At 62.7% G+C, this 9,106-nt stretch carries 8 protein-coding genes and 1 pseudogene; 5 read left to right on the top strand and 4 right to left on the bottom strand.

Annotation, left to right across the window (positions count from 1 at the left end):
• Nucleotides 1–219 precede the first annotated feature (219 nt).
• From NVB75_RS09890 to dsbD, 4 genes are all read right to left on the bottom strand, one after another.
• Nucleotides 220–402, bottom strand: a complete 183-nt coding sequence (locus NVB75_RS09890; protein WP_258347013.1) for a hypothetical protein — start codon at nucleotides 400–402, stop codon at nucleotides 220–222.
• Nucleotides 403–787: 385 nt separating this feature from the next.
• On the bottom strand, nucleotides 788–1,549 hold the full coding sequence (gene dsbG / locus NVB75_RS09885; protein ID WP_258347012.1) for a thiol:disulfide interchange protein DsbG: 762 nt from the start codon (nucleotides 1,547–1,549) through the stop codon (nucleotides 788–790).
• Nucleotides 1,525–2,394 carry a TlpA disulfide reductase family protein gene (locus NVB75_RS09880; protein ID WP_063028362.1) on the bottom strand — a complete coding sequence of 290 codons (870 nt, stop codon included), beginning with the start codon at nucleotides 2,392–2,394 and terminating at the stop codon, nucleotides 1,525–1,527. The genes dsbG and NVB75_RS09880 overlap by 25 nt, the downstream gene beginning before the upstream one ends.
• Entirely contained in the window at nucleotides 2,394–4,124 is a 1,731-nt protein-coding gene (gene dsbD, locus NVB75_RS09875; RefSeq protein ID WP_017479474.1) for a protein-disulfide reductase DsbD, read from the bottom strand. Before dsbD ends, NVB75_RS09880 begins: the two co-directional genes overlap by 1 nt.
• A 175-nt stretch (nucleotides 4,125–4,299) precedes the next feature.
• On the opposite strand from dsbD, the pseudogene NVB75_RS09870 reads away from it, so the two are divergent.
• The 5 genes and pseudogenes from NVB75_RS09870 to NVB75_RS09850 all read left to right on the top strand — a co-directional run bounded on the left by NVB75_RS09870 (nucleotide 4,300) and on the right by NVB75_RS09850 (nucleotide 9,050).
• Nucleotides 4,300–4,979 (top strand): annotated as a pseudogene (locus NVB75_RS09870) (response regulator).
• Complete coding sequence (locus NVB75_RS09865; protein WP_017479473.1) at nucleotides 4,979–6,298, top strand: ATP-binding protein; 1,320 nt, start codon at nucleotides 4,979–4,981, stop codon at nucleotides 6,296–6,298. Before NVB75_RS09870 ends, NVB75_RS09865 begins: the two are co-directional and overlap by 1 nt.
• 122 nt (nucleotides 6,299–6,420) lie before the next feature.
• Complete coding sequence (locus NVB75_RS09860) at nucleotides 6,421–7,194, top strand: N-acetylmuramoyl-L-alanine amidase (protein WP_258347011.1); 774 nt, start codon at nucleotides 6,421–6,423, stop codon at nucleotides 7,192–7,194.
• 150 nt (nucleotides 7,195–7,344) lie between these two features.
• Complete coding sequence (locus NVB75_RS09855) at nucleotides 7,345–8,745, top strand: aspartate aminotransferase family protein (RefSeq protein ID WP_076015329.1); 1,401 nt, start codon at nucleotides 7,345–7,347, stop codon at nucleotides 8,743–8,745.
• A gap of 80 nt (nucleotides 8,746–8,825) precedes the next feature.
• Nucleotides 8,826–9,050 (top strand): MbtH family protein, encoded by a 225-nt coding sequence (locus NVB75_RS09850; protein WP_003209001.1) that lies wholly within the window; start codon nucleotides 8,826–8,828, stop codon nucleotides 9,048–9,050.
• Nucleotides 9,051–9,106: the final 56 nt, after the last annotated feature.

Raw genomic sequence — 9,106 nt, 5'->3', positions numbered from 1 at the left:
TTTCGCTCTTACAGCGACTCACTTTGGAAAAGCCCCAAAGTAAGCAAAGGGCTCTGCCCCGCCTGTCGGCACCTCGCTTAGGCTCGGTGTTCCCTCACTCCGGCATTACTCCGCGGGCCGCCGCGACGGGCCATCCATGGCCCGGCGCGGCTAAACCGGCGTCCTGCCGGTTTACCCGCTCCGCAATACCTGCGTTCGGCCTCGGGCTTATTGGGGCAGTCAGATCAAGATCAAAAGCAAAAGCACAGCGGCCTCCCGGCCGGCTTGAGTGTTAAAAGCAAAAGCAAAACCAGAGCGAAAACAGATCTGCTTTTCTGTGGGAGCGGGCTTGCTCGCGAAGAACCTGAGAGCGCCGCGTTCATCCAGAATGCCCGCGTCATCGTTAGCGACCTTCGCGAGCAAGCCCGCTCCCACATTTTTTGGACCGTGCCCGCTTTAGATTTTGATTTTGCTCTTCAACACTCAAGCCGGCCGGGAGGCCGCTGTGCTTTTGCTTTTGATCTTGATCTTAGGCGCCCCGTTAAACCACGCTGGCCGAACGCAGGCTTTGGAGCGTGGGTAACCTGGCAGGACGCCAGGTTAGCCGTCCTGGGCCAGGGATGGCCCATGACGGCGGCCCACGGTCCAAAGCCGGAGTGAGGGCACACCGAGCCTAGGCGAGGTGCCGAGTGGTGGGGCAAGAGCGTTTTGCTTACTTTTGCGCTTTTCAAAAGTGAGCCGCTGTAAGAGCGGAACCCATATCAGCCATCACCCAAATAACGGATATGCCCCCCAACCCAGCCAGAGCCTATTTCGGCCCCAGAATCTTCACCAACTTATCCGGCGAAGGCGCCCCTTGCTGTTGCTGCAACCCACCCTTGTCATCCAGATAGAAAATCGCCGGCGTGGCCGACAACTCCAGCTCATCCATCAGCTTCATATTCGAATCAAGCTTGGCCTGGATATCCGCCGGAATCTTCTCCAGTGCCTGCAACTTGCTGCCCTTACCCGCAGCCTCATGGGTTTCAAGGGCCTGCTGCGGATCCTTGGCTGCAAACAGCGCCGCCGACTTGCCGGGGCTGTCCTCACGAATAATCCCCACCATGATATGCCGCAGCTGCACCTTGCCCGACTTCACCCATGGCCGCGCCTGTTCCCAGAACATATTGCAGTACGGGCAGTTCGGATCACTGAACAAATAGACGATGCGCGGCGCATCCTTGTTGCCATCCTGGATCCAGTTGCTGTGTTCCATCTTGGCCCACACCTCCTTGGCCATCGGCGCATACACCAGCTTTTCCAGGGGCGCAGTGCTCAGGTCATTGCCGTCGGCGTCGTACAGATTGCCGGCGATCACACTTTTACCGTCGGCAGTCAGGTACAACGCCATGCCACGGTTGTGGTATTGCGCCGCATAACCCGTGAGGCCGCTGGGGGCATCGAACTTGCCGATAATCTTGGCCCCCTTGGCCTCGATGTTTTTGATCGGCGCCGGCCAGTCTTCAGCCTGGACGAGGGTGGCAGCCAGTGTCAGGGGCAACAGGGTCAGCAGGTGGCGGAGGCGGAGCATGGCGAATTCCTTGTGGTAGCCGGCTGGGCCGGTTTAGCGGTGGTCGGCTCGAAGCGCTCCATGGCGCGGGCCAGGCTGGCCTGGGACAACTCGCCCAGGTGGCTGTTGATCAGGCGACCGTCCGGTTGATAGAACAGGGTGGTGGGCAAGGCCATGGAGCCGACGGCCTGGCCCAGGCGGCCGCTGGCGTCGAACAGCACGTTGTCCAGGTTGAGGCCCTGGGTCGCCAGGTAGGTGGCGACGCTTTGCATGCTTTCGGCCTGGTTGACGAACAGGAAGGTCACGTCCGGGCGTTGGCGCTGGGCACTTTCCAGTACCGGCATTTCGCGACGGCACGGCGGGCACCAGGTGGCCCAGAGGTTGATCACCAGCGGGCCGCCCTTGTAGTCGGCCAGTTGCACAGTTTCGCCATTGGCGTTGCGCAGGGTGATGTCCGGCAGGTGTGTGCCTTTTTCGTAAAGGGTCAGGGACAGGCTGGTCAGTGCCCAGAACGCCAGGCCGGTGATCACGCCGGCGCTCAGTGGCTTGCGCAGCAGCGGGCGGCGCCAGCCGTAGATCAAGGCGCCGAGGATCAGCGCGATAACGCCGGGCCAGGCGAGAAAACCGCCGTCCCGCAGGTCGACGATCTGCAGCGGGTCATTCTGGTAATACGACCAGTACATCAGCACGAAGCTGACACGTGCGGCGAGCATGCCCACCAGAAACAGGGTGAACAGCACCGACTCCGGGTTCTCGCCGCCGCGCTTGGCCACCCGCCAGCCCACCAGGGTGGCGAGGATCAACGCCGTGATCAGCAGCAAGTGATTCAGGGCGATGGCGAAGGTGCCGATGGTCAGTGTCAGCATCAGAGGGCTTCCCGGGCTTGGGTCCAGCGTTGCAGGAAGGCGGCGGCGTCGACTTCGCCGGTGATGCGCTGGGCGCGGCGCTCTTCACCGTCGGGGCCGATCCAGACGAAGCTCGGCGGCCCCGGGACTTTATAGCGGCCCAGCAGCTCGCGGCTGGCGGCGTTATCGGCGGTGACGTCGAGGCGCAGCAGGCGCACATCCTTGAGAGCGTCCATGACTTCGGGTTTGCCGAACACCTGTTTTTCCATGATCTTGCACGACACGCACCAGTCAGCGTAGTAGTCCACCAGCACCCATTGGCCCTGGGCCTTGGCGCTGTCGAGCTGGCTTTGCAGCACGGCCGGGTCGTTGATGGTCATGAAGGCTTCGTGGGCGCTGGGAGCACCGGCTACCCGCGAGCCGCTGTAGACCTTCAGCGGTTGCCACAGGTCGTCGCTGCCGCCGGCCGCGCCGATCACCAATACGCTGCCCCAGAGGCCCAGCACCAGCGAGCCGGCACCGAACAGCATGGCGGTGCGCCCGAAATCCTGGGCCAGGCGCCAGCCGCAGTAAGCCATGACCAGCGCAAGCACACCCCACAGGCCGAGCCACAGGGTTTCACCGACCACCGGGCGAATCATCAGCACGGCGGTGGCGAGGAACAGGAAGCCGAAGATGCCCTTGAGGATGTTCATCCAGGTGCCAGGTTTGGGCAGGAAGCGGTTGCCCACGGTCACCAGCAGCAACAGCGGCACGCCGATGCCGATGCCCATGGCAAACAGGATCAGGCCGCCATGCAGGGCGTTGCCGCTTTGGGCGATGTAGAGCAGGGCGCCGGCCAGGGGCGCGGTCATGCACGGGCCCACCAGCAAGCCGGACAAGGCGCCGAGCACGCCGGCACCCACCAGGCTGCCGCCGCTTTGGTTGCGGCTGACGTTGTCGAGGCGGTCCCGCAGGAAGGCGGGCAGTTGCAGTTCAAAGAAGCCGAACATCGGCAGGGCCAGGATCACGAACAACGCGGCGAAGCTGCCGAGGATCCAGGGAGTTTGCAGCAGGGCGGCGAGGTTGCCGCCGAGCAGTGCGGCCAATACACCGAGGGCGGCATACACCAGCGCCATGCACACCACATAGCTGGCGGCCAGGGCAAAGCCGCGCCGTGGGCTGGCGCCGCTGCCGACCACAAGGCCAGCGAGGATCGGCAGCATCGGCAAGGAACACGGGGCAAAGGCCAGCAGCAGGCCCAGGCCGAAGAACACCAGCAGGCTCCAGCCCAGGCTGCGTTGTTGCAGGCCACTCGCCAAGCTTTGGTCCTGGGCCTGGCCGGTGGCGGCTACGGCGGGGTTGCCGCCCAGATCTACGGTGATCGATTGCGGTGGGTAACACAGGCCGGCATCGGCGCAGCCTTGCCAGCCGAGCTTGATCTGTCCGGTAGCGCCAGCGGGAATCTTCACTTCCAGGCCCTGGCGATAGACTTGCTGTTCACCGAAGAACTCGTCGCTGTGGGCTTCGCCTTGAGGCAGCGTCGGTTTTTCGGCCAGGCCATCGAATTTCATGCGCTGCTGGTACAGGTAATAACCATCGGCAATCTGCCAATACAGCTGGGTTTCGCCGGAGGCCAGACGCTCGGAGGTAAAGGTGAAGGCTTTGCCCACCGGGAGGAAGTCGGGTTTGGTCTCGAAAGGATTGTTGCCCGGCGCGGCCTGGGCGAATCCAGCAAACACTACCAGCAGAAAGATAAACAGATGCCGCATGATCAAGCCTTAGTTCGAAGCAAGTGGGACACACAATGTGTGGTGTTGATTAACCGATGATTAACCGGGCTATCCTAGACAGCAGGGATTATCCGGGTTTACGCGGGCTGGCGGCATAATGCGCGCTTAATCCACTGCCTTTTTAATCACCCTCACATTTTGCAAAGGGTTCACCATGCACGTACTGGTCTGTGAAGACGACGAACTGATCGCCAGCGGCATTGTTGCCGGGCTCAGCGCCCAGGGGCTGACCGTCGAGCGCGTCGGCACCGCCGCCGCTGCCCGGGCGATGCTCAAGGTGGCGGAATTCGACGTGATGGTACTCGACCTCGGCCTGCCGGATGAAGACGGCTTGAAGCTGCTGCAGCAATTGCGCAGCCAGGGCCTGGAGATCCCGGTGCTGATCCTTACTGCACGGGATTCGGTGACCAACCGGGTCGATGGCCTGCAGGCCGGTGCCGACGATTACCTGCTGAAACCCTTCGACCTTCGCGAACTCGCCGCGCGCCTGCACACCTTGTTGCGTCGGGTGGCCGGGCGCAGCGTCAACCTGATCGAACACGGGCGCCTGACCTACAACCCCAGCAGCCGCGAAACGTTGCTGGGGGGGAGTCGGTTGACCTGTCCCGCCGCGAGCAGGCGTTGTTGCAGGCCCTGCTGCAAAACCGCGGCCGGGTGCTGTCCAGCGAACAGCTCAAGGACAGCGTCTACGGGCTTAACGACGAACTGGAAAGCAACGCCCTCAACGTGCACATCCACCACTTGCGGCGCAAACTCGGTAACGGCATCGTCGAAACCGTGCGCGGCCTGGGTTATCGCCTGGGCCCGGCTGACGGTGGAGAGGACGCTTCGTGATGAGCCTGCGCCTGCGGCTGACCTTCAAGCTCGGCGCGGCCTTTGTGCTGATCTGGGCCCTGGCCGCCGCGTGGATGCTTAACGACCTGCGCAACCAGATGATGTTCTCCCTCGACCAGCGCCTGGTGGCGTCGGCGCGCATGGTCGCCGGGTTGATGGAACAGATGCCTGGGCTGTCCAGCACGGGTGAGGGCGCGCACTTCAGCGCCGAACAATTGAATGTACCGGGTGGCATGGCGTGCCAGGTCAGCTCGTTGCGCGGGGTGGTGCTCGCCCGCAGCCACACCACCCCGGACCAGGGCCTGGAGTCGCGCAAAAGCGGCTTTCGCGACCAGATGATTGATGGCGTGGGCTGGCGCAGCTTCACCCTGTCCCGTGGCGATTTGTTTATCACCACCGCCGACCGGCAGGTGGAGCGTGAAGCCTTGAACCTGTCGATCCTGCTGGCGGCTTCGGTGCCGGTGGGTGTGGCGCTGTTGGGCTGCCTGTGCCTGCTGTGGCTGGGGATCGGCCAAAGCCTGTTGCCGCTCAACCGCATGCGTGACGCCTTGATGCGCCGCAGTGCCGACTCCCTCGAACCCTTGCAGATCAGCCCGCTGCCCAGCGAGCTTAAACCGCTGCTCGACACTCAGAACCAACTGCTGCAACGCATCGCCAAGACCATCGAGCGCGAACGCCGCTTGACCGGCGACGCGGCCCACGAACTGCGCAGCCCGCTGACGGCGATCAAGACCCACCTGCAAGTGGCACGCATGACCGAAGGCGCTGCCCGTGACCAGTCCCTGGCCCACGCCGAGGAAGGCGCCGATCGCTTGCACCGCACCCTTGAGCAGTTACTGCTGCTGGCGCGGGTCGAAGGCAGCCTGTCGTTTGATGACGGCCTGCAATCGAGTGCCGAACAAGTCGCACAACTGGCGATCCAGGACGCCAATGGCGGCGACAATCAGCGCATAGACCTGATCCTGGCAGACGGTCTGTCCGAAAAGCCGGTGGAAATGCCGGTGGGCCTGGCCGTCGCCGCCTTGCGCAACCTGCTGGACAACGCCTTGCGCCACACACCGCCTGATACCCGGGTGGAGCTGAGTGTGTCGAGCGCTGGCGATAATGTGGTGTTCCGGGTGCGTGACCACGGCGCGCCGATCTCCAGCGAAGACTTGCAACACCTGACCCAGCGCTTCTGGCGCAATGGCAACAGCCCGGGATGCGGCCTGGGGTTGGCGATTGTCCAGGCGATTGTGCAGCGCTGCTCGTGCTCCTTGAAATTCGACAGCCAGGCGGACGGCATGCGCGTCGACCTGGGCATGCCGTTGCGTCGCTGAACTTTCTTTTCACGGCACAAATAGCTACCGCCACCCTCAAGCGCAACGCTTCAGGATGGCGGTCATTTTTTTGTGTTTGAACGGGCTGAATGACTCAGCCTGTGTTGAAAAGGACAGCGCCTATGTTGGTCATCGATTCCACGTTTCCCGCCAAAGACTTCAACCAACGCAATGGCGAAGCCGTGCGCCAGGTGATTGTGCATTACACCGCCGCGCCTTTTGCTTCGTCATTGCGTACGCTGACCCGCGAGGGTGTCAGTGCTCATTACCTGTTGGTTGACCCCCATGACGCCAGCTACCGCGCCGCCGGCTACGATGAACTGCGGGTGTTCCGCCTGGTGGACGAAGCGCAGCGCGCCTGGCATGCCGGCGCGAGCCATTGGGCCGGGCGCGATAACCTGAATAGCCGCTCGATCGGGATTGAAATCGTCAATCAGGCCCGGGATGACGCCGGTGTGTTTACCTTTCCCGCGTATGGCCCTGAACAGATCGACGTGTTGATTGCGCTGATTCGCGACATTCAGGGACGTTACCCGGCGATCGGTCCTACCGATATCCTCGGGCATTCGGATATTGCCTATTGGCGCAAGAGCGATCCCGGCCCTCGGCTGCCTTGGCGTTGCCTGTTCGAGGCGGGGGTGGGGGCCTGGTTCGATGAGTCGGCCAAGATGGCCTATCAACGCCGGTTCGATATCGGCCTGCCGCTGGAGGTTGAAGCCGAACGGGCGTTTCAGCGCTACGGTTATGCCCCAGCGAAAAATCGCCTGGGTTTTCAGCAGCGCGTCCGTGCGTTTCAGATGCATTTTCGTCCCAGTGACTACAGCGGGCGGCTGGATGCAGAGACCTGCGCAATCCTGTATGCGTTGAATGAAAAATACACCGGGGTTGCCGGGTAAATCCGCTAAAGCGGTTTTTAACGACCACAGGTGTAAATCCTCTGCTCGCTGATGCGTTTCCAGAACAGGAAATCCGTGCGTTGCCCTTGGGCCAGACGCCAACGGGTTGGCAGTTTGGTCACCATCATCAGCGTATTGAGGGATCTGGAAATGTCAGTCGCTACCAGCCGTATTGAAGAGACCCAAGCGGTCCCTGCGGAAACGCTCTACCAGTTCGACGAAACCCCGCTGCTGGCCCGCCAGCGCCAGCAGGAATCCAATGCCCGCAGCTATCCTCGGCGCATACCCCTGGCGCTCAAGCGTGCCCGCGGGATCTACGTCGAGGACGTCGAAGGCCGCAGCTTTATCGACTGCCTGGCCGGCGCTGGCACCCTGGCGCTGGGGCATAACCACCCGGTGGTGATCGAGGCCATTCGCCAGGTGTTGAGCGATGAATTGCCGTTGCACACCCTGGACCTGACCACACCGGTCAAGGATCAGTTCGTGCAGGACCTGTTCGGCCTGTTGCCGTCGGCGCTGGCGCGGGAAGCCAAGATCCAGTTCTGCGGCCCAACCGGTACCGATGCAGTAGAAGCTGCGCTGAAACTGGTGCGCACCGCCACCGGACGCAGCACGGTGTTGTCATTCCAGGGCGGTTATCACGGCATGAGCCAGGGCGCCCTGAGCCTGATGGGCAGCCTGGGGCCGAAAAAGCCGCTGGGTGCCTTGCTCAGTAATGGCGTGCAATTCCTGCCGTTTCCCTACGACTACCGTTGCCCGTTCGGGCTGGGTGGGGCGGAAGGGGTCAAGGTCAACCTGCATTACCTGGAAAACCTGCTCAACGACCCCGAGGCCGGTGTTTTGCTGCCGGCAGCCGTGATTGTTGAAGTGGTGCAGGGCGAGGGCGGCGTGATCCCGGCCGATCTCGACTGGCTGCGTGGCCTGCGCCGTATTACCGAACAAGCCGGAGTGGCGTTGATCGTTGACGAAATCCAGAGCGGCTTTGGTCGTACCGGCAAGATGTTTGCTTTCGAACATGCCGGCATCGTCCCGGACGTGGTGGTGCTGTCCAAGGCTATCGGCGGCAGCCTGCCGCTGGCGGTGGTGGTGTATCGCGACTGGCTCGACACTTGGTTGCCGGGCGCCCATGCCGGGACCTTCCGTGGCAATCAGATGGCCATGGCCGCCGGGTCGGCAGTGATGCGCTACCTTAAAGACCACGATATTCCCGCCCACGCGGCCGCCATGGGCGAGCGCCTTGGGGAGCACCTGCGCATCCTGCAGCGCGACTTCCCGCAGTTGGGGGACATTCGTGGTCGTGGGCTGATGCTCGGCGTGGAGCTGGTGGATCCCGCAGGCGCCCCGGACACTCAGGGCCACCCGCCGGTGCATCGTCAATTGGCGCCACTGGTACAGCGTGAATGCCTCAAGCGCGGGCTGATCCTTGAACTGGGCGGTCGCCATGGCAGCGTTGTGCGTTTCCTGCCGCCGCTGGTGATTACCGCCGCAGAAATCGACCGTGTGGCCGAGATCTTTGGTCGCGCCCTGGCGGCAGCGGTCGCCAGCCTCTAATTTTTTACCGGGCTGGCACGTTCTTTCTTACATCAGCTGTGCGTGGTGCGCAGCCAGCCTTACACCGACGGAGAACAGCAATGACCTCAGTATTCGACCGCGAAGACATCCTGTTTCAGGTAGTGGTCAACCATGAAGAACAATATTCCATCTGGCCCGACTACAAGGCCGTGCCGGAAGGCTGGCGCACCGTGGGCAAGAGCGGGATGAAGAAAGAGTGCCTGGCCTACATCGAAGAAGTGTGGACCGACATGCGCCCGCTGAGCCTGCGCCAGAAGATGGACAGCCAGGCGTTGGCGGGCTGATCCAGACCTCGGGCACAACACAGATCCAAATGTGGGAGCGGGCTTGCTCGCGAAGG

The sequence above is a fragment of the Pseudomonas sp. CBS genome, from assembly GCF_024734645.1.
Lineage (GTDB): Bacteria > Pseudomonadota > Gammaproteobacteria > Pseudomonadales > Pseudomonadaceae > Aquipseudomonas.
This window is presented reverse-complemented; position numbering and strand designations above follow the sequence as displayed.